This window comes from Spirosoma humi (assembly GCF_054776575.1).
On sequence record NZ_BAAHBR010000003.1, the window covers coordinates 339,425 to 365,665 of the forward strand.

General features: G+C 47.3%; 23 protein-coding genes. 2 read left to right on the plus strand and 21 right to left on the minus strand.

Annotation, left to right across the window (positions count from 1 at the left end):
- Positions 1–833: 833 nt before the first annotated feature.
- The 5 genes from ACYU8Y_RS05035 to ACYU8Y_RS05055 form a co-directional block, all read right to left on the minus strand.
- Positions 834–2,486 carry a S8 family peptidase gene (locus tag ACYU8Y_RS05035; RefSeq protein WP_460934830.1) on the minus strand — a complete coding sequence of 551 codons (1,653 nt, stop codon included), beginning with the start codon at positions 2,484–2,486 and terminating at the stop codon, positions 834–836.
- Positions 2,487–2,617: 131 nt separating this feature from the next.
- Positions 2,618–3,031, minus strand: a complete 414-nt coding sequence (locus ACYU8Y_RS05040) for a DUF3592 domain-containing protein (RefSeq protein ID WP_460934832.1) — start codon at positions 3,029–3,031, stop codon at positions 2,618–2,620.
- A gap of 322 nt (positions 3,032–3,353) precedes the next feature.
- Positions 3,354–4,073, minus strand: a complete 720-nt coding sequence (locus tag ACYU8Y_RS05045) for an NADPH-dependent F420 reductase (protein ID WP_460935197.1) — start codon at positions 4,071–4,073, stop codon at positions 3,354–3,356.
- A gap of 70 nt (positions 4,074–4,143) precedes the next feature.
- Complete coding sequence (locus tag ACYU8Y_RS05050) at positions 4,144–4,686, minus strand: Crp/Fnr family transcriptional regulator (protein ID WP_460934834.1); 543 nt, start codon at positions 4,684–4,686, stop codon at positions 4,144–4,146.
- 508 nt (positions 4,687–5,194) lie between these two features.
- A complete protein-coding gene (locus ACYU8Y_RS05055) occupies positions 5,195–6,220 on the minus strand; it encodes a hypothetical protein (RefSeq protein WP_460934836.1) in 1,026 nt (341 codons plus the stop codon).
- A gap of 492 nt (positions 6,221–6,712) precedes the next feature.
- On the opposite strand from ACYU8Y_RS05055, the gene ACYU8Y_RS05060 reads away from it, so the two are divergent.
- Positions 6,713–7,336: a hypothetical protein gene (locus tag ACYU8Y_RS05060; protein WP_460934838.1), complete on the plus strand. Its 624-nt coding sequence runs from the start codon at positions 6,713–6,715 to the stop codon at positions 7,334–7,336.
- 58 nt (positions 7,337–7,394) lie between these two features.
- Here the strand turns inward: ACYU8Y_RS05060 and ACYU8Y_RS05065 are convergent, their stop codons facing one another.
- From ACYU8Y_RS05065 to ACYU8Y_RS05075, 3 genes are all read right to left on the minus strand, one after another.
- Positions 7,395–8,054, minus strand: coding sequence for a hypothetical protein (locus ACYU8Y_RS05065; RefSeq protein ID WP_460934840.1), 660 nt, complete (start codon positions 8,052–8,054; stop codon positions 7,395–7,397).
- A 226-nt stretch (positions 8,055–8,280) separates the two neighbouring features.
- Complete coding sequence (locus tag ACYU8Y_RS05070) at positions 8,281–9,732, minus strand: ELWxxDGT repeat protein (protein ID WP_460934842.1); 1,452 nt, start codon at positions 9,730–9,732, stop codon at positions 8,281–8,283.
- A 516-nt stretch (positions 9,733–10,248) separates the two neighbouring features.
- Positions 10,249–10,581, minus strand: a complete 333-nt coding sequence (locus tag ACYU8Y_RS05075) for a hypothetical protein (protein ID WP_460934844.1) — start codon at positions 10,579–10,581, stop codon at positions 10,249–10,251.
- Between the two features lie 196 nt (positions 10,582–10,777).
- Between ACYU8Y_RS05075 and ACYU8Y_RS05080 the strand changes: the two genes are divergently transcribed.
- The gene (locus ACYU8Y_RS05080; RefSeq protein ID WP_460934846.1) at positions 10,778–11,263 is read left to right on the plus strand and encodes a transposase; all 486 of its coding nucleotides are present in this window, start codon (positions 10,778–10,780) and stop codon (positions 11,261–11,263) included.
- 108 nt (positions 11,264–11,371) lie between these two features.
- On the opposite strand, the gene ACYU8Y_RS05085 is transcribed toward ACYU8Y_RS05080, so the two are convergent.
- The 13 genes from ACYU8Y_RS05085 to ACYU8Y_RS05145 form a co-directional block, all read right to left on the minus strand.
- Positions 11,372–11,662: an osmoprotectant transporter permease gene (locus tag ACYU8Y_RS05085; protein WP_460934847.1), complete on the minus strand. Its 291-nt coding sequence runs from the start codon at positions 11,660–11,662 to the stop codon at positions 11,372–11,374.
- A gap of 380 nt (positions 11,663–12,042) precedes the next feature.
- A complete protein-coding gene (locus ACYU8Y_RS05090; RefSeq protein ID WP_460934849.1) occupies positions 12,043–12,405 on the minus strand; it encodes a hypothetical protein in 363 nt (120 codons plus the stop codon).
- 45 nt (positions 12,406–12,450) lie between these two features.
- The gene (locus tag ACYU8Y_RS05095) at positions 12,451–12,999 is read right to left on the minus strand and encodes a DUF4468 domain-containing protein (RefSeq protein ID WP_460934851.1); all 549 of its coding nucleotides are present in this window, start codon (positions 12,997–12,999) and stop codon (positions 12,451–12,453) included.
- A gap of 205 nt (positions 13,000–13,204) precedes the next feature.
- Positions 13,205–15,805 carry a vWA domain-containing protein gene (locus ACYU8Y_RS05100; RefSeq protein WP_460934853.1) on the minus strand — a complete coding sequence of 867 codons (2,601 nt, stop codon included), beginning with the start codon at positions 15,803–15,805 and terminating at the stop codon, positions 13,205–13,207.
- 48 nt (positions 15,806–15,853) lie between these two features.
- Positions 15,854–16,243, minus strand: coding sequence for a hypothetical protein (locus ACYU8Y_RS05105; RefSeq protein WP_460934855.1), 390 nt, complete (start codon positions 16,241–16,243; stop codon positions 15,854–15,856).
- 8 nt (positions 16,244–16,251) lie between these two features.
- Positions 16,252–16,656, minus strand: coding sequence for an inner membrane protein YiaA (gene yiaA / locus ACYU8Y_RS05110; protein WP_460934856.1), 405 nt, complete (start codon positions 16,654–16,656; stop codon positions 16,252–16,254).
- 56 nt (positions 16,657–16,712) lie between these two features.
- Positions 16,713–17,552, minus strand: coding sequence for a globin domain-containing protein (locus ACYU8Y_RS05115; RefSeq protein WP_460934858.1), 840 nt, complete (start codon positions 17,550–17,552; stop codon positions 16,713–16,715).
- Positions 17,553–17,641: 89 nt separating this feature from the next.
- Positions 17,642–18,535 carry a hypothetical protein gene (locus tag ACYU8Y_RS05120; protein WP_460934860.1) on the minus strand — a complete coding sequence of 298 codons (894 nt, stop codon included), beginning with the start codon at positions 18,533–18,535 and terminating at the stop codon, positions 17,642–17,644.
- Positions 18,536–18,600: 65 nt separating this feature from the next.
- Positions 18,601–18,996 (minus strand): hypothetical protein, encoded by a 396-nt coding sequence (locus tag ACYU8Y_RS05125; RefSeq protein ID WP_460934862.1) that lies wholly within the window; start codon positions 18,994–18,996, stop codon positions 18,601–18,603.
- Positions 18,997–19,506: 510 nt separating this feature from the next.
- Positions 19,507–21,726 carry a hypothetical protein gene (locus ACYU8Y_RS05130; protein ID WP_460934864.1) on the minus strand — a complete coding sequence of 740 codons (2,220 nt, stop codon included), beginning with the start codon at positions 21,724–21,726 and terminating at the stop codon, positions 19,507–19,509.
- A 1,022-nt stretch (positions 21,727–22,748) separates the two neighbouring features.
- On the minus strand, positions 22,749–24,449 hold the full coding sequence (locus tag ACYU8Y_RS05135) for a peroxidase family protein (RefSeq protein ID WP_460934866.1): 1,701 nt from the start codon (positions 24,447–24,449) through the stop codon (positions 22,749–22,751).
- Between the two features lie 207 nt (positions 24,450–24,656).
- Positions 24,657–24,818, minus strand: a complete 162-nt coding sequence (locus tag ACYU8Y_RS05140; RefSeq protein ID WP_460934868.1) for a hypothetical protein — start codon at positions 24,816–24,818, stop codon at positions 24,657–24,659.
- Positions 24,819–25,228: 410 nt separating this feature from the next.
- On the minus strand, positions 25,229–26,161 hold the full coding sequence (locus ACYU8Y_RS05145) for a hypothetical protein (RefSeq protein WP_460934870.1): 933 nt from the start codon (positions 26,159–26,161) through the stop codon (positions 25,229–25,231).
- Between the last annotated feature and the right edge of the window lie 80 nt (positions 26,162–26,241).

Consider the following 26,241-nt stretch of genomic DNA (forward strand, 5'->3'; position numbering starts at 1 on the left):
GTCCCGCCAGCTTTACCCAAACAGCCGAGCACATTTGCCTCCTGGTTGACTTTTTTTCTCACATTGACTGAATCGGTTTACAGATCTATTGGAAACCTCGTGGCCCAAGTGTTCATAGGCGTACTAAGAAATGGTCGGACTAAAGATTTCTCTTTATTTCACTCAGGAGCGTTTTTTTGCCATTATAAGTTGAGTTTTTTTTAAGTAGCTGATAGCGAACCTTGAACGAAAAAGAAAAGTGAGAAAGGTCTTTAAAGCTTACGTCAACGCAAACATCCGAGACACTCCATCCGTTTCTGTTAATAAAAAGTACGCTTCCTCCAACCACCTGGCTTAAAGCCAACGCCCCGAAGCTATTCCAGAGATGGCCGCTACGGGGCTGACTACTGGCCCGCGGTAAACAGCTTCGTTAAGAACAGGATGTTGGTGACAAGTGACCCATTGTTGAATTAATCTACAGTCTAACCAAGACCAAATTATGAAGAAACTATCGATAACCATTCTCGTTACCGGGACTGTATTGGGCCTGCTTTTATTTTTCACCGTTAACCAGGCCGATAAAAACCTGAGAAGATCGCTCGATGCTGAATAGGTTTGCGGAGAAGCCGACAATTCGTGACTTCGCTCAAGCGAAGTGAAACGTAATGTAAACCAATTCAGCAAGGTAGACGTCTTCATTCTTTCCAGATGCCGTAAGCCGCATGGGGTTATTCCGTGTAGCGGGGAGCGCCATCCGCTTTTTTTAACGCACTACCCATATCGCGGGAGTCAGTGACGGGCACGTTCATATCCAGTTGTCAAACCTGGTTTGTCGCCTTCCTCGCGGCATCCCCTTAGTTTTTTGAGCCTTGCTCGCTCAGCGCCAGCTTGACGGCTTCATACAGATTGACAATGGCTCCCGTTTTTGACAAGCTGGAAAAATCGACCTTCTGCTTGGTACCTGGTTTCAGCACCGGCGTATGGTACACCACCGCCGACTGCAGGATGATACGCTTCAAATCGGCTGCCCTAAGCCTTGGGAAGTAGGTTTTCAGAACGGCTGCCATACCCGCCACCACGGGACTAGCCATGCTGGTACCACTGGCCGGCCGATAGGTATTGGCCGGGCCACAGGACCAGATGTTAAACCCCGGCGCAAAGACATCGACCAGCCTCGAACTATAGTTTGAAAAGCCAGCTACTAAACTGCTATCATTCGTTCGACCACTGGCGCCCACGGTAATGAGGTTGGCGATGGGTTGCCTGTTTAAGTACATCGGGGAAGGATACTCCATCGTCGAGTCCAGGTCCAGGTGATCGTTGCCAGCCGCATGAACCAGCAAGACCCCTTTCTTTTCCGCATACCGCATGGCGTCATCCACCAGGGCTTTCTCGGGGGAGAAATACTTCCCGAAACTCATGTTGATGATCTGAGCGCCATTGTCCACGGCGTAGCGAATGGCATTGGCCACGTCTTTGTCGCGTTCGTCGCCATCGGGAATACAGCGTACTGACAGAATGCGAACATGGTCGGCGATACCGTTCACGCCCAGTTTGTTAGTGCGGTCAGCAGCGATGATACCCGCCACGTGGGAGCCATGGAAGGTGCCATGACCATCCAGGGGGCTTGTTAAGTTGGCGTTTCCGTAATGGCGTTGAGTGAACTCCCCGGCTTTATCGCCCACCAGGGCCCGCTCGTTGGCCTCCAGATTGTAGGCATAATCAACCCGCGCTTTCTGTTCGGCATTGTAGCGTTTATAGTGGGCTAGCAGACTGTCGGTAGTAACCAGATTCATCTGGCTTACTCCACGATAATACCGCTTCGCCAGTTTCTGCAGGGTCGTGTCGGTGGTGGGTGGGCTATGCAATAAGGCTGAATCCAACCGGCTCACGCCGAATGCTTTTTTGAGCGTTTGAATATTGGCCATATCCTCGGCTAAGTAGAGCGAGTCTTGCTGGTAGTTGATTAGGGTTTCGGCTCGTTTGCGTTCGAAGTAGGGCTTGACTCGAATCCATAAGTCATAATCAGCCTGTTGACTGGGAAGCAGGCTCTCTCTGGCTTTACCGGCATAAAGAGGCTTTAAGCGGGCATACAAACGGGTTTCTTCTTTCTGGTCATGGACGTAGTTGCGGCCATCAGGGCTACCCATGAAGTTCCAGCCGAATACATCGTCGGGATAGCCATTACCATCGTCATCTTTTCGATTGCCCGCGATTTCTTTAGGATTATGCCACAAGACGGCTTTCAGGTCTTCGTGGTTGGTGTCAATACCACCATCGATGACAGCCACAATGACTGGTTGAGTAGGTTGGTAGGGCAGACTCCTGAGCAGTTGATAGGCCTGCTGAGTACTGATGCCGGTAAGTTTATCGGTGGTTGGATCAAGGTGATGCCATTGATCAGGCTGAGTTTGGGCGTAGACCGTACTGGCGAGTAAGCCTAGATAAATTAAAGCAAACGTAAAGAAGCCGGATTTCATCAGGGGTGGATAGGTTAGAGGCTGCATGAGGTTTTGAGAAGGTAGTCGTTTCAACGAGTTACCAATAAGTTTACTTATCAAGCGGTGTTTATCAACCAGTCTAATTTGATACGAACAGCTAACCGTTCATGTGCGCTTTCTTAATGAAGGTGGTTTAGTTAATTTCCACGGGTAGAGGTCTGTGGCTTTCCCCAGCCTAGCACCTTCAGGCCAAACCAACTGAACAAAACACCCAGCCCCATGGAAAAAAGAGCTCCCAGGGTCACGCTAAAGAAATTGCCAATAATGGTGTTAGTCGGCTTAGCAGGGTCAAAATGAACCGTAACGGTATCATTGACGTCGTATTCAGCCGGGGATGTTCCAGATTGCCCTTTGCACCTATAGGTCTGACCGTCCGGTGTCTGAAACTCCACGATGGGATAATAGACACTCGATTTACCCAAACTCCGTTCATTACCAACAACCCGGCCCTCAACCGATTGCCCATTCAGGAATAACCAGCTCCCCCGATAAAGCTGATAGAGGGCTCCTATACTACAGAGTAGACCAAGAATGAGTGGGAAATACTTCACAAGAGCCAAGGGTTGAGCCCGGGTTTAAGTTTGATTCAAAACTACTGGCTTCAACTACCCCAGTCAATCGGATAAATATACGATGTATGTCGTCCACTAAATTGGACCACCTCAATGCATTGTCCACGAATTATAGCTATAATCTCGCTTTGGAGCGTTTTGCGAGATGCTGTCAACATGCATTAAAAAGCCGTGTTTACCCACAAACCGACGTTTGTAGGTGAACACGGCTAGACTTACTGCGCCACAATCCCGTCTTATATAGATGGTCGGATTGGTTGCCAGTCTAAACCTGGCCGCCCTGTTTGCTAAGAACGACCAATTAAATTTTCCCTTTTGCCTCGGCTAACGTGACCGTTTTCCCTAATGCGCCAAATTCGTGCAGCTCACCGAAAACTTCTAAGCGAATGGATTGATCGAGCGCACCGACACGCAGGGGGGCAAAACCAGCATCGACAATAAGTTCTTCAACAGCAGCATTGATGCTCTGATCGTCGGTCGCGTAGAAAAGAACCGCTTGATCGGGCATCTGCCCTGACGCCTTAGCCAGTGAAGCCACGCCCAGGGTGCCGAACGCTTTAGCCAGCTTAGCGCCTTTTGGTAGAAATGAGACATTGAGTTGACCAGCGGATTCGGATTCGCCAATGACTTTAACAAAACCACCCTTTTCATCCGGCGTAATCGGGTTGGACGGATCGATAATAATTTTGCCCTCTAACGGAGAAGCATACTGAGTCAACAGCTCTTTGATGGCTGAAAACCAAATGGCCAAAACAATAATGTCGGCTTCTTCAAGGGCGGCCTCGATTGTCTTCGGCTGTGCCAAGCTTCCTAGTTTTTCAGCGAGGCTTTCTGCTTTTGATAACTCACGGTCGGCCAGAATCACTGACCGATTGCCCTTGGTTAGATTGGTGGCCACGACTTGGCCAATTTTGCCTAAGCCGATCACAGCGACTTTTGAATTTGACGTATTTGACATGGTTTTTTTATTTATTGACCATGCAAAGTTCCGTTGGAATGCCAGGGCACTCCAATAAACTATCGTAAGAAATTGGCTTAAACTAGTTTAAGATCGGACCGCTGGGCCGGCACTCGGCGTTCCGGTTGCGACATCATGAAGCGATGTCCTTCCGGATTTTGCTCAGGAACTCAGGGGTAATACCCAGATAGGAAGCGATTTGATTATTGGGAAGCCGCCCGGCCAATTTGGGGTACTGTTCCAGAAAGGTAAGATAGTTTTGTTGAGCGGTTGAGCTGATGGTTTGCAACACACGATTTTGAAGTTCTACATACTTGTTTTCAATGATAACCTTAAAGATTCGATTCAATTTGGTTATATTGGTATAGAGAAAATAGAGGTTCTGCCGTTCGATTTGCAGGATAATGGAAGGCTCTACTGCCTCGATAAATAAGCTACTTGGCTTACCAGAATGAAAACTGCCGATGTCAGCAATCCAGTCATTTTCAGCGGCAAATTGGATATTATGCTCCGTCCCTTTGGGATCAACGGCATACATCCGAAAGCACCCCTCAACAACGAAGGTATAGTGTTTGCAGTGAAACCCTTCCTGCAAAATAGCTTGCCGCCGTCGAATTGAACGCTCGGTAACATGTTCACTAAGAAGCTGCTTTTCATTCTCCTTGAAAGGAATCAAGGTTTCAAATTGATCGATTAGTGGCTGAAGGTTCAAGCAAAATAGTGTCTACTGAATGATGCTCTTTTGACGGCTAGTCGGTAAAAAAAGTTCGATATTCACTAGTTGCTGTAAACTAAGAAATAAGGGAGTTTCCTAATACTCTCTTATCTCAGTCCAAATAGCGCGCGATTCTTAGGCTATCTGCTCATGGATGTTTCGTTTCATGAAAGGCCCCATTCAATAAGCAGATATTTGAAGAGCGATTTATGAGACGATCAGTGTCGAATACCTGACAACGCCCGTTAAGCGTTGTCTTCTTTTGTATAAATTACCCTGACGCATTATAGGAATAAGTACGTATGCCATGTAAGGTGAATTAGCCGTAGTTTATAAGGCTCTGAACGGCCCCGCAGAGGTTCTCTAGCGAGCAGGCAAACGTTTCGACAACGCCCGGCCATATCGCATAGCAGACCGGGTATTGTACTTTTAATCTGCTTTCAAGAAGTAAACACAAAGGTGCAAGCCTTTACATTTTGGATAGGTAAAACGTTAAGCCTGTCTCTCGCTCAATAGCCAGCAGCTTTCTGACTACCTCTAGGCTGCTGATCCCTACCTGCGCCCTCCGCTGATCGGCCTGTTCCTGCTCGCTTTTCGTCTCGACCTGCCTGATGTAGCCATACCCGTTGTCGTTCCCTTCACTCTTGATCACTTGATACCAATCATCAACTCGGGCGAACTCCCTGGGCGACATCTGCCCCAGGTCAACAGCTTGCAATAACCTGCTCCGCATTTGCGGATACAGCGTATCCGTTTTCACGTAGTCGCCATACATCGAATTATGATGGCTTAGTATAACCGATGCCCAATAACTATTTCCAATCAACTTTTCCCCCGGATAGCCATAGGTGGCCATAATTTTGTTGAGCTGCTGGACTTGCCTTTCGCTGTGCGGAGCAAATACCCGTTTCCCATATCGATCCCGCGCTTTCGTGGTAAAAAGGAAAAGTGCTCTAAAGGCCTTTCGTTGGTCTTTTCTGAACAGTTGATGGACAACCTTTCTAACATCCAGGTGTATTCCTTGTAAATACGTTTCCCTGCTGGTAGCGTATTGATTGGTGATCGTCTTCCACTCCGTTTGCGCGCTGATTTTATCATAAAAGCTCATTTTTTTAATGTCTTTTAGTTCCCAGCCATGGGCTATTGCCTGCTGCAATAAGCTGAACCCTTGACTAGTTTTTCCCAGATAGAAGGCCAGTTGAGCCGCAATTTTGTAATCCTTCAGAAAGCCTGTGCGGTAGGTGGCGAACGAGTACTGGTAACTGCCCAACGCCGTTTCATACGCTTTCTGGCTCACTAATCGCTCGGCCTCAACGATGGCCCGGTGATAGGATGGGTAATCGAGTTGGCTCGGCTCCTGCGACACGGGCTGGGGCAGTTGTTGCGGATTCGCGATCTGGGCGTTTCCATAGCTAGAAAAAAGGAAGCACACCACCCACATAAAGTAGCGCATCGTGAATAAGCAGAAAGGTTGGTGAAGTTGGGCTGGAAGCATCGACTGAGTAGGGTTTACCCAAGGAATGCCAAAACACCAGCCAAGGTTGCCTGGAGCCAAAGAAACCCGGGCAGTTATCTACCAGATTGCTTGCTTGTTGGGTCCGTTTTTGAACAGGCGTCTTCTTCTTGAATTGGAGCGTTTGAAGAGAATTAGTAGAGGCAGAAACGACTGTTACAGATCTGTGCGTGTTTGCCTGCCAACGTTGGTTTGCTTGGTGTCAATTTGTATTATCTTTCGATATGAATAGAGCCCAAACTATTCCTGCCAATTCAACGCGCATCGTTACGCAGTATGGACTGGTTTAGCACACACCACTGATGAAACCTGGGACCAATGAGAAGGTTAATTTTGCCGCACTCTCAAAAACTGATAATATTGTCAACCGGTACGAGGCCGTCAGGCTGGCAATGGCAGAACAGGCAACGGCAGAAAAAAATAGCAGATGTCAGTTTGTTGGTGACAGGCCATAACGGACACCCAAATTTGATAATGAAAATATCCCTTTTTGTTCTCCTTAGTACCGTCAGCCTGTATACGGCCTACGCCCAGTCAACGGCAGACTCCTCAGCTACCCGAAAGAATAGTCTTAAAATTAACCCCCTGAGTCTTGTTGTAGGTGACGTATCTGTGTTTTATGAACGGATGTTGACCAAACGTGCATCGCTGGTGGGTGGTGTGGGCTTCGGTTCGGAAACGTATGAGTATCACAACGCCAACAACCCCTTGCCGAGATTATTTCACTATAAGCGGGTTACGTTGGAATATCGGCACTATTTCCGTCGGCGTCCTTTGTCCCCCACGGGTTTTTACGCAGGCGTATACGGTCGCTATTCCGGGCTTACGCTCGACGACTACCAGTTCGACAATCAGGGTACTATTATTCGAGACCCGAGCGGTACATTAGTCAGGAGTACACGGCAGCTTTACGTCTGGATGCCCGGCGCTATGGCGGGCGTGCAGACAAGCACACCGCGTGTGGTGGTCGATTTGTTTTTGGGACTTCATTATCAACTACCGACCAGCAGTCCCCCTCTCAAGGCAGTCCTGCCGGAACAGATGAGCCGGAAAGGTTTTACGCCCCGCTTTGGCCTGACCCTGGGCTATCGGTTTTGATGATGCGATCGGGCAAGGTCTGCCACTCAGCCAAGGCGTACGGCCGCATCAACGCTACTCATTGGCCAGAAAGTAGTCGCTTGCACTTAATAAAATTGTCGATCAGGCCTGAGGGATTTTTCTCATCAAATTCGTCAAAGCCAATCACAAAGGCAGGTTCAGCCATGAAAAATCGCAGGGCCTTTGTCACGCGTTCTACATACGCCGACGCGTGCCCGTTTTCGGCAACTTCTTTGGCAATCTCCGCATCCCACCTGATGCCTTTGTTTTGAGAATCGACCAAAAACGGAATGACAAAAGGCGCATAAGTACTGAAAAGGGGATTTTCCTCATAGGTTAACCTGGTATCTGGCCAGACGTTGACTTCTGGAAAGAGGGTCGACAGATCAACCGTGTAGACCGCCTTGCTGGTTTGTATGGCATTGAATACCTCCGCCTGGTTATCGTTGACGTACACCTTTACGTAGGCGGCATTCCAAACGGTTGTTCCTTTGGAATTGATAATAAAATAGGGGTGAAACGAATTGTTGATGGCAATGCCTCCTATCTCTCCAATAACCAGTTGGTAGAGCTCACCGAAGAGGTGCTTGTCATCGGCTACATTGTTAGGATTCTGGGTAAACCCATACAAGTAATAGGGGGTGAAACTGGATAAAGACATGACAGGGTTGCTCCCGGCGGTTTGTTTTCGTTTAAATACATCAAAGGGGAATAACATGAATACGTCTTATTTAGTGGAGTTGTGTGAGTAAAAGCTGCATCCAGAGGTACCATACTGACGAGTGCTGAAACCGAATCCCGTGTACCATTAGCCGCTGTTAACACGACCATGACTTTGGTTTTAGGTATCGTAGGCTCGCTCGTGTTAGCTGCCATACGTGTTAGCCAATAGAAGCAGGGCCAAGTCAAGGCAGTTGTATGATCACGTTCACCAAAACGACTCATTAGTTTACCGAGTCGTAAGCGATCCACCATAGTTCGCGGCCATGCACGCCGTCATCGGCAATAAAATACAACCCGTCTGTTGAGAAAACGCGGAAAGGACTCTTGCTTATTGGACGTCGCGTTAGCTTAACCACGCCGTCAGTTGGCTGAGAAGCAGGGGTAATGGTAGGGGGATTGCCTGGGTCGATGTCCTTAGTCAATTTTGTTCCAGCGGCTGTTCCATCCGTTTGCCAAAGCTCCAATCCGTGCACGCCATCATCCGCCGTAAAAAAAAGAGTTGATTTTAAAACGCCTAAATCCAAACTAAACCCCATGCCCCCTTTAGCGGGTGCAATTACTTTAACTAAAGCCGTTCCGGTCGCTGTTCCGTCTGATTTCCATAACTGCATCCCATTCACCGGGTCAGTCGCCGTAAAGAATACAGTACTTCCTAAGGGGGAGAGTTGGTAGAGGCCCTGCACTTTGATTGGTTTAACTAATGAAGTGCCACCTGCTGTACCATCCGAGCGCCACAATTCCGTTATCGTCGTATTGCCATTTTTGGTCAGATAAAAATAGAGTCGATTACCGGCACCCGTAAGATTCTGTAGTGAATAGGTCTGTTTCGCATCTGGTTGTGGATTGATTACCTGTAAGGTGCCCGTCGCTGTTCCATCCGACTGCCAAAGCGAAGCACCATGAAACTTATCGGATGAATTCGTTTGAAAAGTAGTATCCGCAAAAAAGTAAAACTTATTTTGAAAGGAAGTGAAATTGGTCATCACGGTACCTTGCTTACCGGGGGTAAGCTCACGGGTCAACGTTGTTCCGGAAACGGTTCCATCCGTCTGCCAAAGTTCTGTTCCATGTAGTCCGTCGTTAGCCGCGAAGTAGAGTAGCCCTCGGTAATTTATCATATCTTGCCAGATACCAACTTTCAAGCCCTTCAAAGGAAGGGTGCCAGCGGTTGTTCCATCAGAACGCCAATAGTAGATGCCATCAGTTTGAATTAAGCCAAAGACAAGCGTTGAGCCGACGGAGTGGTAATGCTCGAAGTTAATTTTACTTTCGTCATTATCCCCCGGTGTCAGTTCCTTGACCAGGCGGGTTCCCTCAGAGGTGCCATCCGTACGCCATAGTTCCTGGCCGTGCAGCCCATCATTCGCAACGAAAAAAAGTTGATTACCCGCTACGATAAATAATTTTGGACGACTACCATTCTTACCAGGGTTAATGTCTTTCACCATAACGGTACGCTTGGCGGTACCGTTAGACTTCCACAGCTCTAAGCCGTGTACTCCGTCATCACCCATAAAGAAAACGTTGTCACCAAAACGTATGGGGCGTGCATCCCAGTGGGCACCCCACTCAGCTCCGGGATTAACGTCTTTGATCATCTTAACTGATTGTGCCCAGATGAGGTGAGTAGTCAAGCTACTGAACAGGATGAAAATGTATAGCCGAAGCGCCATGGAAATTGGAGACGGAATGTAATACCGTCGACTAAATATAGGGGAGCACGTACTCGATGGACTTGATTCACTTATTATCCGGTCGTCAGTCTTGGGTAGCCGCCACATCTGGCCAAAAATTGAGATGTCTTTTAAGTAGGTATGTGGAGAACGGCTGAGAATAGATGACTGTCCATGTTACTGGGGTTATCAAGTTGCTGTGACTAGTAACCTCCTGTATCACTTGTGCTATTAAGGCTCTATCGCTCGTTCCACCAGGCGTTTTGTCGCCGAACTTAGTTCATCAGATACCACTAAAGCCTGGGCAATGGTGGGGTGCCGACAAAGCGCCTGTTCGATCTTGGCCGGTTCAATCCAAAAGCCGCGTAGTTTCAGCTGATTGTCCAAACGTCCCAAAAAATCAATGGTACGAAATTGTCTTTAAATTGGACCAGAACAACAGATCAAAGCAGGTAGAGTGCGTATGTGGAAATACAGATACTGAATACACCAGAAAAACGCAGTCAAACACCTAGGCTAATTTAATTCCAGCACCCATTCTTTTACTGCCGAAAAGCTACCCGCAACCGAAGCCGTCTGGCTTACGGCCTGAGCCTGATTTGTGTCGGTATTCAGTTCAATGGTACACTCGATCTGACCGGGGTACTTTCGCATCAATAACTCGACCGTCGAATCATCCAGCCAGCGCACCGCCCAGGCCGACCAGCCATCGGCGTCAATCGCAAACAGACAAACGCCGTCGCTCACCCGGATAAGGTAAGGCTGGTCGATCCAGTGGCTCATGCGAACCTCGTAACTGCTAAAACTTACTTTGTACTTACGATCAGGCGAAACTATATCTTCGGACATACGGGTAGGGTGCTCAACGTGAGGTAGATCGATGCACTGTCTGGACGCTGTTACGACTTTAGGATACGTATTTTCGATAGCGAAAACTGAGCTACTGCGTTAACCAACAGAGGTTTATCTGCTTTTAGAGTATGTTTTGGATAGGATAAAAACGAGCGTCTGTCTTATCTTGGAAGTTCTCAGGCTACCAGATATCATGAACGAATCGTTTCAAGAACTAACAGACTCTCAAGGGCAAGTTATAGCGAAAATTGTAGATAACCAGCGTCAACGCTGGCATTCGCTCCGTATCATCGTCAATGCCATTCTATGGGTGAACTATACGGGCCTACAATGGCGGGAGTTGAACCGGCTTAAAGGATCACCACCTTGGCAGACTGTTTATTATTATTTCCGCCAATTCAAACGGCAGGGTGTTTGGGTGCAACGGTTGGACAGTCTGATGGTGAGCGAACGGAAGCGACAGCAACGAGAAGAAGCGCCCAGTCTGGTAGCCATTGATAGTCAGATTTCGTCGTCGGTTGTTTCGGGATGTGGAGAAAAGCATAGAAAGTTGGGAGGCTATGCTTCAGATCGCCTTCATTTTCATTCTATCCAACCGATAGGCAGTATACTATTACAAAACATACCTTTAGTTTTATCAGAAATGAATCAACCTCTTTTCCATAGGCCCGTGTACTGATAGCGAATAAGGGAATCTACCTGTTCCTGTATCGCTGAAAGCCTCATTGTCTTGATTCTTGTTTGGGTAAGTAGGGCGGATGGTGTAAGGCAGTAAGCTTATTCCTGCTCATTTCCAGCCGCTTGAATTACCGCCGAGAAGCACTAGGCCCATGACCAGGCCATAGAGTAGGCTGGGTACCGCCAGGATGGCAAGTAGAAGTTTGGCCATGACGGTATATTGATGCAAAAACAGCCAATAACCACCCAATAACACAGCGGCCAGACCGCTTAGAATGACCAGCCAAAGTGCAATGTTGAACGACGAGACGGTGCCATCACCCAGGCCGATAACAAAGAAGTAAATACATACAAGGGCAACAAATGCGTCGATACCCCATAAGATCCAGAAAAAGTACATTGTTTAAGTGACTTAAATTGAGCTGTTTACGGCCCTGTTGTTACTCGTAACTTAGATTCAGGATTTCATTAATCAGCCATCGGTTCGTGTCGCGCACCAGTCGGAACTCGTAGGTGGTCGGACAGCACACACGTTACGATAGCCTGTTGTCTGTCAATTTTCACCTGCTTGATCTTCAGCAATTTGAGCGAAGCCAGTTGCCTGTCCGCATCCTGGTTGAGCATGACTAAATCATAATCAAATCCAGTGGGTGGGCCTTCGGTCTGATCTGAAAACCTTCCTGACGTTCTTTAAAAAACGTTCGCCACCCATTCAGGTAAGAATCGGTTAGTCGTTGACTGCTATCCCTATACGTCTGACGTGCTGATCGTCAATGGTTTTCATACGTCAAAAGGGAGTTCGTATTCTTTGGTTATTACCTTAGAGCTACGGGTTTTCACGGCTACTTTAGCCTTCAGGGGTGAGCCCAGCACGAGATAGTTTTTAACGAATTGATCGTCATGTACAATCCATGATTGAGTATCCAGCAGGTACTCGTCAACGCCAGCTTTATTGGCCTGATACGCCAGTTGCTCTACTGCCAGCGGCTCGTAATTAATGATGTTGCCCATGTACATTACCTGTATGCCGGGTAGCGACTGGTTACCTAGTTCGGTGCAATGCACGACTGTAATACTTAGTGAGGAGCCGTCTTCGAGGTCTTTGACCGCCCATTCGTCGATGATCGTTTTTTCGTTTGCCATGATTGTAAAGTTGTTTAATTAGGATGCTGTCTGATCAGCTGATCGTCAGAACGTTTTGTAATTTTTTACGTATTCTTGAAGTGATGTCAACCTGTGGTTGATGTGCCCATCGAGGGCTGTGTAGATGGCGCGAAGTTCCACTTCGTTTTTCTGGCAGTAGCTTTCGATCGGGGTTGTTTTGGTTCCAATCTCCAGCACATCAAGTTGTGTAATGGTTGCCCGGTATTTGCGGTTAGTACATTCGATAATAAAGCTGTACCGAAACGTGTAGATGCCACCGGCTGACGTCTCCGTACGGGGCAGCGTAACAACCTGCGACACCCGACCGACCAAATCCCCGGCTTCCTTGTCGCTCAGTGAGAACGTATCGCCGGGTGAATAGCAGGATTGGGCAATCCACAACCGGACGCGCCGGAACAGATCGACCTGCGAAACAGCGTCGCAGTCGGTTACCTCCGAGTAGCTTACTTTCTGATTCACTACCGGCAGAATGCCCTGTAGTTTTCCGTTGGTGATAACGGGTGGACAATTCACGATTCCGTAGCTTGGTTTTAGGAACCAGGCCATGAGCAGGCCGATGAGAAGAAGACGCATGGTGAGGTGTAGTTTATAAGCTGTAGTGTGCCGACTGGGTGAATTGATGACACAAAAGTGGGTACGCTTACACCGTTCAGCAATTATTTATAGCCGAGTTGCCTGTTTTGGTCGATTAACCGTACTGGGTTGGCAATGAAACGTTTTGTGAAATGGTTACGTCAAGGAGTAACCGGGAAGCACAACATTCCGATGGCCCATTACGTTAGGGTATCTTCGTTGCCTGTGCTTCCAGAATCAATTGCTGGGCAGCGTTTGCGGGGGTAATGTGGATGTAGTTTCCTTGGCCGGAACGGGCAATTTTTTGGAGATTTCGGCCATTGACTTCCGCTTTTCCGAAAGTGAAAACGGTTAGAAAAATGGCGCGTTGCGTGTTTTTCGCCACCGATGCCTGCACCTCGTCGCTGATGTCGAATTCGCCATCTGTTGCCAGTACAATCCGGTTATTGCCCGCTTCGATATAGTTTTTATTGGCCGTTTTATAGGCCAGCTGGATGCCCTTATTTCCGTCGGTATCGCCATCCGATTTTAATTCGTCAATGACACGGCTAATGTCACTACTATTAGTCCCAGAGGTGGGCTTGAGGGCCACCCGTGCCTTACCCGAATAAACAACAATGGAAACCTGATCTTCGGGCCGCAGCAGGGTTAGCAGCGACTTGATCGACTGCTTCAATAAGGGCAGTTTATCGGGCGAACTCATAGAAGAGGAAACATCCAGCAACAGGACCATGTTGTTGGGCGCATAACCAGCCAGCGACGCTGTCCTGCTCAACTGAACGGTTGACTCAACGGGTTGGACCACCGGTTCTACGGAGTCAATAGGCGGTTGCCGCCGAAAGACAAACAAATCGGGTTGGTTGATCGTCGGCAGTACATCCGCCGGAGCCAGTTCACTAAACTTGTTGTACTGGTGGATCAACTCGTTGTTGTAAAAGTAATAAGCCGACTCAAACGGATTCGTTGACGACGTAACGGGCTTCACGGCCGCCACCACCTTCTCGAAACGGAGCGAATTTTCGGCTACATCTTCGTAGGGAGAATAGGGACATAGGCCGTTGCTGCGTCCGTAGCGTTTGAGGCCGTTCAAATTGGCGTATTCATCGGCTATCAGCGTTCGGGCGTGTGCCCTGACCGAGTCCATCGCCGGTAGGTGATCAGTCTGTGTCCTCAAATATCGTTTTACCCCAAAAATAGCTTCCCGGTTCCGATCAATGGTCTCCAGCAGTGCCCGGCCCGATACATACCAGGCACTCGTTCGGCTGGCAGGTGGGTAACTTTCATAGATGCGCCGTACGTCCGTATAGAGCCGTTCTTTTTTCTGGTCGAATAGTTCGAACAGGTCGGCATACCGATCCAGAATGGCATCGGAACGATGCAACTGGTCTTGCAGATACTGTTTTTCGGTGGTGTAGCGGACCAGCTCAGTGCTCAGGCCGTCCATTTCTGTCAGCATCGAAAACAGCACCTCTAACTGACCCGTCACCGAAGTGCGATAAGGCAGGGGAATCGATCGGCTTGTCGTGTGCAGGAGCTGATAGGCCGAAACCGGAAGGATGACCTCCTTATACGTGTAGGTGAGTGGGGCACGTTTTGCCGCGTCAGCCGGGTTCCGATAGCGCTCGGCAATGGGTTGGTAATTGCGGATCAGAAGCTGAATCCGGTGCATCTGTCGCAACGATTCGTTAATAAATCCAACGTAGTCGGAAAGAACCTGGACGGTGGTTTTCGAGGCGGGTGAAGTAGCCGGTTTAATCGTAAACGCAACCGGGGCCATGTCCTGAAATGCGGGTGTTTGTCCTGAGTTTTGGGCGGATGGGGTAGGCCTGGCGAGGCTAAAAGCCGGTATGAGTTTAGGGGAATGGAGCAGTCGTTTGATCGATACACTATAGTTGACGAATCCGTCACGGGCTGCCAATAAATCCTGATTGTAGTGCATCAGGAGTGCGCGGTAAAAAGCGTTCCCATGCTCGGGGGATTGCCGGGCGGCAACCGTGTAGCCGTCTACTGCGTCGCGCTTGAGTTGCTGAATAGACTTGAGCGCGACACTAAACTGGCTAATCATCCCGGAAGTAGGGTAGGCTATCCCCAGCGGGTTGTTGTCAAAACTGTCCAGCATCTTCGCATCGGCCAGTAGGCTTTGTTGTACCCGCTCAACCGGCCAGTCCGATGGATCACTGGTTCGCAGGTAAAACGTAAGCGTATCGAGCAACTGCTGCTGGCTATGTAAAATTCGGTCCATGCCCTCTTCGGTAGCCAGATAAACGTCCGTAGTCAGCAGGGGCTGGTACCGGCGATAAATACGTCTGAGCTGGTTAATGAGTGTGGCTCGTTCCTTGCCAAACTGCACAAACAGCGACTGCATCTGGCCAATCAGTACATCGGACTGGCGCAGGTTGTCACGCTGATAGTCATTAAGCCGGACGTAGGTTTCCAACGCCTTCGCCGTTTGGTCGAGCTTCGTCAGGCAGCGCCACAGCGATTCCGTTGTCACCGTGAGTCGTTGCTTTTCGGCGGGTGTTAGGCCGTCGCTCGCCAGCGCCTGTCGGTACCCATAGTCGTTCAAAGGTCCCGACGACGGCAACCGGAGCTGTAAGGGGGCAACTTGGTGGGATTTGTTGGTAACTGCATAAGCAGCAGCATAATACCCCTGTAGCATTTGAAAACGACCAGTCAGTTCATCAGCCGATTGATTTAGGAAGGTTACGTACCGGTTAAGCGACTGCTGCGGTGTTTCCCGCACGGGTTGGCTCGCTGCCCAGCCGGAAGCAAAAACAAGGAAGAGAAAATACCCATAAGGTTGCATGACAAACAGGCGTGGACGGTTAACGATTTGAGATAAGATTATTCGGCATCAGTCGGGGTCCATTTCACCAAACCCGTCCTGAAACCGGCCTTTGCGCAACTCCCCGTCAAACTGATCGCCGATGGTTCTGAGCAGCGGCTGGTCTGTGCTTTCCAGACTCAGGCTTTTGTAGTCGTCACGAACGTAGAGGGTGAACATAGACCCATTGACGGTGAACACGGCACTGATCATACCCTCAGATCGCTCCACTTTGGGCTCCATAGCTGGATACTGTTTTTTAGCCCAACTCATGAAGTGATCAACCATACCGGGCAGCACCGGTTTTAGCTCGTAGCGAATTGGTTGCCCCTCACCCGGGTTCTGCGCCCACCGACCGTGCCAGGGCGGGTGTTGCGCGTAGGGTTTCAGAAAAGCAGATGGCGCCGGTTTGTGGATCAATCATAAACTTACCCTTGTCCTTCCTGTCCCCTGGGTTGGGCATCCCGCGTGTTTTTCTGTACGGCAATGGCGGCAAACAGGCTAAGTGTAAATGACATACCGTAGAAGCCTTTTTCGCTCTGTGTCAGTGTAGCATTCCACAGGCCAACGGTAAGCAGTAGCAGGCATAGCAGTACCGATACCCAGCTCAGGCCGTAATAGATTGCCGTGACGGGAATGCCCTCCTGCCGGTCGCGTACGCTTTTTTGCACCGAAACAGCCGCAAACAGGCCGTACATAAGAACAGTGAAATAATAGCCCTTTTCATTTAGCGGCATTTGTGCGTTCCACAGCCCTATGTTAAACGCTAACAGCCCGGCAAATAAGGCGGCCCAGGCAGCGGCAATGAAAGCCCCGGATGGTTGTTGGTTCATGAGTGTTATGTAGTTGTTCAATGGTTACGAATTACTATAGATTTATACTAGCGGCATTAAGCAGCCTGATGCATTGGGCAACCGCCCGCGCGATTGACAACGGCTGGCTTTTCAGCAGGCACTTCCATTGGGCAAGCCCCGGCGGGTGCACTAAGGTCAAGGCGATCGCCGGGTTGCACATTGTCGAGTAGCCGGTTGCTAACGCTACCAGGTATGCCCGTTTCGCGCTTGACCACAATGGTGTAATATTGACCATTTGGCGCACTCGCAAGGCGGTACGGATGTGGCTGAAATAGCTGTAGTTCGGGCAGAAACAAGCGCACGTTCAGGTACTGACTCGTCCCAAAATGGGCTACCGTTCCACCGTCGGTTGGATACAGATGGAAGGTGGTTTTGCCGTTAGTCTCCGCGATTTTAGCGTTGACAATAAACGAACGCCAGCCTGTCCAGCCACCTGGTTTCGCTACCTGAGCCGCGTATAAATTGGCTTCGATGCCGATCATCAGACGGGCTAATTGGTCATAAGCCGCTGTCCAGGCATCGAGCAGCGCCGGGGTTGCCGCCTTACCCAGTACTTCACCGATGGACGCAATCAGGTGGCGACCAATAACGGCATAGTGTTCGGGGCGAACGGCTAGGCTGGTGTGTTTGTGGCCAATGCGCTCTAACGCAGTTAGCAGGACCGCCGGATCGTCGATATTTTCAGCGTAGGCTAGCACGGCCATTGCCAGAGCTGTCGGTTGTCGGCCATTCTCTTGATTGGCCATGCTGAAGGTGTTCTTCAATTCGGCATTGATCGAGAAAACACGTTGGTAGAAGTGCGTGGTCAGCAGCAGGCCACTTTCTTTTAGCACCGGTACGGTCGCTTTAATGAGTCGTTTCTGTTCGGGAGTCATTGGATTAGCTGGTAGAGGAGGGAAGCGGGACTATACAAGACGGGTAAGCCCTTCAAAGATGATGAAATCGGACAGGTTACGTGAATGGCCTAAAAAGATGGCGGAGTTTCGGTCGATACATACTCATACGCTTTGTTATCCAGTACTACACCCGTTAGGACATCAACGCTCGTCCGATTCGATACGTACCCGTTGGCATTCAGTGTATAGGTGAATTTAGTGTCCTGCTCCACTTGATTCTTAACCAGATTTTTTCGGGTTATACGCTTCACCAAATGCTTGCTGGAGGTACCAAAAATACCCAGATAGGTGTCGTTGAGAAGGCCCCATCCTTTAAAGTTCAACTGAGCGTTCAGTGGATACGAATCCGATAGAAGCGCGGGGGCCTCCGCCAGTTTATAGGCAAACGTAAATTCTTCGTCTGCCACGGCCCCATTGTGCCTGACCACCTTACTCAGGTCACCGTCTACCGTGTAGAAATAGTCATACTGTAGCGTGTAAGCAGACGTGTAACTGGTCCAGGTTTTTAATCGGCCCTGACTGTCGTAGGTGTATGACGAGTTGTACACGTACTTAAATTTAGTCACGTTGCCGTCGGGATAGTTATACGCTCTATACTGGTAGCACCGGCCGTTGGCGTCGAGCGTAAACGTTTCCTCGTTATACGTTTTATTGTTGTAGACTGTGGCTACTCTAACTGACTGGGTGCCTTCATACGTATAATCCGTACGTTCGTTGGTATTACCCGGTACGTCTGCGCCATAAATTACACGTTTCAACCGGCCATCCGGATAATAACTCACCGTCTCTGGTCCGTCTTTGACGAGCACGTAGTTTGGGAGCTTGTCCGGAATCAGGCTGTTTGTAGCCTTGTCGGCCACTTGTTCGGGATTCGATGGGTTAACCAGGTTATCATTCTGGCAGGCAAAAGAGCCGATTATTACGGCAAAGGAAACCGCAATTTTTGAAAACAATGTGTTCATGGGTACTGTGTTCGTCGTGATTAAAGTTGAATAGTAAGAAATAGCGGGCTGGCGCGTTGATCCGCTCAATTGCCCAGTGTCAGAAACCGGGCAGACACGGCGGGGTCCGGCGTCGCTGTCTGTAAGTGAATTGACTTGATTATGACGTCTTTCCCCTGTTCGATACGCAGACTATACGTGCCGTCTTCCAGTTCGTTCATATCAATAACCTGTCTGAAGGAAACGCCCTTCTTGGGCAGTTGAGCGCGGTACAACTCTTCGCCGGTGGGTGCCAGCAACTGCACGAAGGCGATGGTATTGGGTTGTTTTTCAACAGACAGACAAATTTTGTTCACCTGCTTCGTCTGGTAAACCCCAACGAGTAACGGGCGGGAGGTTTCCGTCGTTTGGGCGAAGGTGGCCGAACCGGCCAGTAGTAATGCGCCTGCCAGCAGGCTCTTGAAAAAGGAATTGGTTGACATGGTTTTAATGATTAGAAGATGTTGTTTACTGTTCATTTTTGCTTACTCGGTATCAGGTCATTGGCTTGCCCTGCTGCTTTGTGGTTCAAAGGTGGCAGGTGTGAACAGGAGAGACAAAAGTTTCAGCCTGAATGACCGTAATCTATTAATTGAAGTGTAGGCTACTGTCGATGAAGCGTTTAGGCAGGCCGTGTCATAGCGAGTAATCCGCTAACGAAGTGATATAAGAAAGCCCTCCGGCGCGAACGACGGAGGGCTTTTTGAGCTGATCATATTGTTTGCCGTTCAACTTCTCGAGTTAAGAAACCCATTGTTGAAACCACCTGACTGATTTTTTACAATCTTTAAAATAAGACCTATAGTTTCATTGTGAGCGATGACTTGACACGAATAAATGGATATGAATTTCTGCGTGGGTACTGAGCACTTGAAGACAAAATGAGGCTCTCCAGAAGAAACCCTGACAAAAGCTGGCCGTCGCCTGGGCTACCTAATTACATGAAATAAATATCACTTATCTATTTCCATATCCTCTTCATAATTCATCTTACTACTTCTAGTTCCAACCTTTTTTGTCCATCCCTTTGATATTCTTGTACGTTTAGTTCTTTGTCTTACTTTGTCTTTGTAATGGTCTTCAGGATCCTTTACCTCAATTCCATACTTTTTCAAAATTCTCTTCCTTAAAGCACTATTCTCATATGATTTTGGGTATGCTTCGGCGATCGTATTGACAAAGTTTTGAAGTGCATACTCCTCTGTGTTCTTGGCCTCATTTTCAAAATCCCCAAGCTTGGGTGATAAAAAGTGACCATCATCATACTCAACATTTTCACTAAAATTATATACTTCGTCGCGTACTTCAGGAATAAAATTTTGAACCCCTTTAATATCAAACATGCCCATTAAGTGATCAGTAAGAATCTCCGCTTTGCTTTTCTTACTTTTACCAAATACGTCATCACCATACAGCTCATAGTTTTGTAAAAATTTTCTATGCAACCCTTCAGTTCGCCCGCCGTTAAGACCACCAGACTCAACGGTTGATAATGGGATTAGATTTAAAAAATTCAGGTAGGCTGAAATACATTTCTCAATCTTGGCGTGTTGAGTCCCTATATTATAATCAGAGAAGTTGGTTTCTGAAATCAGATTTTTTAAAACGTTATAAGCTGCGATAAGGAATATCTGATGCTTCTCATTGATAACACCAGCATACTCTAATGCATCGTTATTGAATGCTTCTGTCGTCATGGATTTGAGCATTTGATATGCATCAGGAAGGGACTCATCTTTCAGTTTTCGGCTTACCGCGTCCAAATGGACTATCCAAGCCGTCGAGTGCGCACCCATTGTACTACCAAAGGGGCTTTGAGTGCGTCCCTGGAAATGAATATCACCTATTTTATCATTAGCAGTAAGCAGGACAGTTGCTTGAAGTTCAGTCCCCATTTTGGTGTAGTCTGAAATTCCAACTGCCTGGTGATTCAGTTTCGATGGTCCCACTTGATCGTTAGCAGATAATGTAAAATCATTTGTAAAGGCTGCCTTTCCTGTCAATAGAGCGATCACCTTGTCGGCGTTAGCCTTAAATTTCTTTTTCAACTCGCCTTTGCCCAGACTATCTTCAATATATTTTACCTTATATATTTCGCTAAAACTGTAGGCATATGGGTAAGCCATACGAATGGTACGTAGAAAATTTTGTATAGCGAAAGCCCATACCTCGGCTTGTGAATGTGTGGGGGTATCAATTGACGAATTTGCCAAAAAAATCATGGGTGTCTCGGCGGCAAACATCTGCCATAACATCGTGCGAATTTGCTGTTTATATTTAATTTCGGCCTCATCAGATAAGTCATTCGTTAATAACTTCTTGAGCTTTGCATCAATACCTGTCAACTCGATATCGCCTACTTGTATCTGACCATTCTCATTAGTCTTGACCGCTGTAATGGTTTCGAGTGATTCGCCATCCTTAATAGCGCCGTGCCTACTGTGTTTAATCGAAGCCGCTGCTTCGAACATCGTCAGCTCACCTCGTGCCACACCCTCTCCGTGTCCGGATGGGTCACCACCCGAAACGGTAGCCATCGGCAGAAAGTTGACGTAAGTCAGATATATATTAATGGTCGATCGCAGGTGCTGTAATACGGCATTATACGTATCCTCAGTAAGCGTCGCATTATTCGCATTGATTAATGTCCTGCCTGCTGCTTTCAAAGCATCTGAGGCTTCGTCAAGTTTCTGTTGGTGATCTTTTCCTATATATTTTTTCAGTTCAAGCAAAGGAGAATTTAGTTCAGATTCCATTAACTCCACAAATGACTTGACGGCGTTTTGTAAATCCGTGCCAACTAAATGTCGTCTAATCGAGTCAACGTGAGCAACCCAAGCGGTTGAATGGGCTCCCATTGTTGAACCGAAGGGAGATGGAGTGCGCCCACCAATAACTACTTCACTGATTTGATACTGACTTTTTTTGGGATCCCAACTGCCCGTAATTCTGCTTAATGCTTGTGGGCCTGAGGTGATTCGAACCAGCGTTCCTTTCTTTCTTGGAGCTACTACTTTTTTGCGAGCTTTCTCGGCACTAATGGTACCTGGAGGATCCAAAAAAGAAAAACCTTTAGACCCTTTGATAGGCGCACGGGTATCTGTTATACTAGGGACACGGGGACGTTTATTGTTGGTCTCAGGCTGAGTTTTAAGTTGAGTCTTAGACTGCATAGCAAAAAAGAGGAAGTTGAACCTTAATTTATTATAGGCAAAGAATTTGTAATCTAATTTTCAAACATCCGGTAGTTGTAGTTATTGATGCGTCGAGATATCTCTAAACAGTAAGACTTTCGCAACGGCTGATAGCCTACTGTAAACAGGTTGACTACGATGCCCTTGGCTAAAGTTGTGCCGAACATAAACTGGAGAACTGGTAATCAGATAATTATTTAAGAAATGCAGGCTGGACCAAGTGACTGGAGTGGTTGCCAAAGGGAAGCCCGACAAATCCGCCACCTTTTGCGTAGCTTAAATGGTATTTATAACCAGAAAGCTAGGCGCTGACGCAAATCAACTACGGTCAGAGGTACCGCAGATATTCTTGCATGCATTAAAGGCAAACACATCAGCATTGAAATCAAGAACGGTAATATACGGATGAGTAATCGCAGAACAGGTTGGCCAAAATTGATGACTTATTTACAAAATCCTTAAATTTCAACGTACTATGAGCCCATCCCCGGAATTCACTGATAGACGAGACAGTACATCTTCGCCTAGGCGTCGTTCATCTCAATCAGATGTTGTTTCTTTTCATGGGCGCCATCAGCTCTCAAATTGTGTCGATTCAAGTCCTCTTATCATTAGACAACAACAGAGTCTTTCGTCAATAACGGGTATCCATCGACCATCCACCGAAATTGTATTAGAACGATTAATTAGGTTATCTGAAGAATTCGGAGCAGATTCAGCTAATCTTATTTGTAAAAATGGACTATCAGAAAAGGATATAATCGAAAGGGAAAATTTGACACATAAATTTATATCAGAGGGTGGTCATAATACTGATGCTTTTGATATATTAAGGTTACTCTTAACTGGTAATAGCAGATTTCATCGAATTTAATTCCCCTTTTCACGATGGTTTACTGATACAGTAATTGGCTATGCAAAACAAAATGGCATCGGGTCCAGAAAACGCTTTGTAGCGTTTTCTGGACCCGATGCCATTAAATCCTATAATTTACTTAGCTCTATACAAGAGCTGGAACCGCATTTATAAGGTCCCCCATCGTAAACCGATCGAAAACTGACTCAGCTGACTTATTACCAAAAGCAGGCTGAAAAGCAGTATTTGCACTTAAAAACGAATCACTATCACCCCAAAGCAGTCCGATCAGAACCTCAGCTACAATACGTCCACCAACCAGACCTAAATGGGTAGGTGTATTATCTTTTTCCTCATCCGAAGGTAAACTATGTACTGCTTTTACCCAGTTATGACGCGCTTCGGCGAGAATATAAAACCACAAAGGAGCTTTGTCCTTAAATGCTGGCGAAATCTCGGTAATTGATACTGTTTTTGCTGCATCTTTTCCTCCGGGCAGTGAATCTGCGTTCGCTTTACCCAAAAGAAGTTCTGCATCAGGAATGGGAACATAGCCCATCTTATGAGCTACTGCTTGTCCTGAAGGCAAGCCCAATTTACTACCTCTCATTAAGTTGCGAAGCGCTAACATACTGATTTCTTTACGCGGAGGATTTGAGCCGAAAACATCAATTGGGTCATTGGTCCCAGGTATTGAAAATTCCGGTAAAAATTTCAATGGACTCACCAGAGACGTATCTATTTTATAGGATGGCTGCACACGAGTTGGCCCTTTCTGATCAGGTGAAAGTTTGTGGGTTGGCGTTTCAAAGTACAGATTCCAATCGATACCCCAAGTGCTCGGGAACTCCCTAAACCCATTTAGACCATCATTGGCAATAGGAGAAAATATCATCTTTCGCCCCTCTAATCCATCTACCTGTACTTGACTTGGCAGGTTCAGTTCACTTAAGCGATAAACAGGCCGTATCATCGAATGCCCAAAGCGATAGGCAGCTACACTAAATTCGACTGGCATAAATGGCTTTTCTTTCCATTTGAAGATGTTCAGTTTCGGCTTAATATCAGGAATAGTTGCTGAATAGTCTGGGTAACTAGGTACTTTTTTAACACTCCAATCAAAATGTGGTAGAATGTTTAAAACCATTTTATGACCTACAATGCGGGGTAAGAAATCGAAAATGACTAACCATTGATAATGCCATCTTACTTGCCGTTGAATCTGTTCGAATGTATCATTTGGGCAAGTATCGGCCAAATGGTTATGAAACCGCAAAAAGAGCCCCTGTAGTTGAGAGACAATTACGTTCTCATCATTACGCTTGTCACCAATTAATGCTCGCTCATGAAACCTGGGTAAATCGTTGGTCAATTTATGCTCGGGAATGCCCCCTGTAAGAAATTGATCCCCAAGCACAAACTTCCGCCCATTGCGTTCGTACATATACGGCTGATCGTCAGGACCACGACCGTACAGATTATCCAGATCAAGTGCAGGGGTTCTGAAATCAACAAGTCCGTCTGGATCATTTTGCTTGATCAGACTACTCATCGGGTCGAACGTAATATCGTGGTCGATAAATTGACCAAAATAGGTGTAACCAGCTGGAATACCGAAGTTCTCCTCGTTATCATTGACAGTTTCTGACGTAAGGGCGGACTCCGCTTGGGCTGTCATTGCCTCTGCCAGTTTAACCAGGTCGTCATCCTCGAAGATAGCAGGGGGAAGAGCACGAAACATACGCCCAAAACGACCTTGAAAAAGCTCCGAATTTACTGTTGAGTTTAAACCACGTAAAGGTGTTCCATGTCCTGATACAGGGCGTTGTGGAATAGGTGTAGCCATGAATAATAGGTATAAATTATTTGTTTGACTTTACTTATACAAATCATATTAGTAGCCATAAATGTCTGATTTTAAACAGTATGTGATAATGGGAAAAACACCTTTTTTTAATTAACTTATTACTATTTCATTTTTAGAGGGAGTATAAAAGGACCTTAACCGAGCAATCACTAACTAGTTTGGGTATGATTTTTTATCTAATTCTCACTACCACGGCTTATCGGTATTCTTATGGATATAAGCGCTCAGCGAATTCACTACCTCATTCATTTCCCGATTCACCGACTGGCATAGTATCTTATTATCAGCTACCTGCTCAAGAAACAAGGGCCGTTGCTGTAATCCCTGAACTTGAAATGTGGATGCCACAATTTTACAGGTATCATCTTTAGTGAGTGTTTTGGAATTAAATTTGGTTTCTGACTTGTAATCGTTGAAGCATACTCTGGATGTTGGCCAAATACAGCCAACATCCAGAGTATGCTTCAACACATTTGACTCGCTCACCAAACTTGATTTCCCAACACATTCTAAAGCGAGGGCCTTCTATAAATAGCTCTGGACTGTGCTCCGAGCGACGATGCGTGTAAGTATGAACAAAGCCGGTCCGCCGGGGCGGTTATGCTTGGGAATACAGCTGGAAAGCTGAAATGAGGTGATGAATTTTTCGTGGTCGTATTTCTGTCCCGCATAGCTGAAGATACAAAAACTCAACCTAATCCAAGTTGTCAGTACTGATAGAGTTGTGCAACAGCCACCCCCGTTTTGCATTACAGACCCTAATTAGGAATTTTAATTAAAGTAACCTCATACTCATACGGCGTAATCTCGAACGGCTCACTGCCCAGCTTATAAGTACCCTTGCGTTGGGTCACATACCCATCGGCATTCCGTACATAGCTATAATAAATATACCTTGTGGGATTCGGGCTCTTTGGAAGAGTTTCAACAACGGATTGAACCAGGTGCTTACTGGGCTTGCCAAAATAAGGCAGAAATCCCTCATAAAGATCACTCCATCTCGAGCTCACCGGGTATAAGTCGTCCACCGGAGCCCCCCCATTTGCATCAGTGTAGGAAAAGACAACTGTTCGGTAGATAACCTGTTGGGCATCTAAGCTCGTGACCTTTATTAAATCTCCATCGGCGTTGTAGTCGTAGTGCTCTCGTCCCCTAACATTGCTGTTAAGCCACTGCAGGCAATCAACCAATTGCCCATTGGGGTTGTAGCCCAGAATAAACATGAGGGTTACGTCACCAGAAGGTTGATGGTCGACTTCTTTATATTTGTAGCAGTGCCCCTTATTATTGAACCAGTAGGTTTGATTAACATTCACCGTATTGGGGTAGGACGCCTGGAGAACCACATCGACCGATCCTGAGGTGTACATCGTGCCAGGCGTATAGTTATAGCTATACGTGGCGGTGAGACCATAGGAGGGATACACATACCCCTTTATCCGTCCATCGGGGTAATACATCAGCTTTTGTTCGCCAAATTTGGTGAGTGTGTATTTCTTGAGAGCGGAGCTCCTGGCCCGGTTAAAGGCGGTTGTCGAATGCTGCCGTTGAGTTAATTCGGGATTGACCAAGCTATTTTCCTGACACGAAAAGACGCTTAGCGAAGCCACCAGATAAAGGGTCGTTTTACTCTTGTCAAGCAACACCTTCAGGCGTGTTGTGTTACTCTTTGGTGCGATTGAGTGTAGCATTATTGTATGGGGCCATGGCTGGCTTGCTGGTTGTTTACTGATGGCAAAGGTGCTGCTAGCAATCAGGTGCCCCAAAGATT